1 protein-coding gene is annotated in these 476 nt (G+C 45.0%); it reads left to right on the top strand.

Translation table 11 applies throughout. The annotated features are described in order from the left end of the window. On the top strand, positions 1 to 457 hold a 457-nt coding region (locus GBI16_RS18440), incomplete at its 5' end, for an aminotransferase class III-fold pyridoxal phosphate-dependent enzyme (protein WP_151707637.1). Between the last annotated feature and the right edge of the window lie 19 nt (positions 458 to 476).

Below are 476 nucleotides of genomic sequence, written 5' to 3'. Positions count from 1 at the left end.
AGGTGGAGTGGTGGCAAGCCATGAAATTTATTCTGCCTTTATGCAGCAGGACCTACCCGAACATGCCATTGAATTTACTCACGGTTATACCTATTCGGCGCATCCGGTTGCTTGTGCGGCTGCTTTAGCTGCGCTTGAAGTTTTAGAAAAGAAAAACCTGTTAGCTCAATCTGCGGCGTTAGCACCAACTTTTGAAAAAATACTGCATGGCTTAAAAGGCGCACCGCACATTTTAGATATTCGTAATTGTGGTTTGATTGGTGCATTGCAGTTAGCTCCGCGTGATGGCGATGCCACCATCCGGGGTTTTGAGCTTGGTATGAAACTTTGGAAAGAAGGGTTCTATGTTCGCTTTGGAGGCGACACGCTTCAGTTCGGCCCAATGTTTAACAGTACAGAAGCAGATATTGACCGCTTAATGAATGCCGTGGGCGATGCACTTTATCAAGTGAATTAAGGTTTATTAGGTATTTTAC

This window comes from Acinetobacter sp. TUM15064 (genome assembly GCF_008980265.1).
GTDB lineage: Bacteria > Pseudomonadota > Gammaproteobacteria > Pseudomonadales > Moraxellaceae > Acinetobacter.
This window is presented reverse-complemented; position numbering and strand designations above follow the sequence as displayed.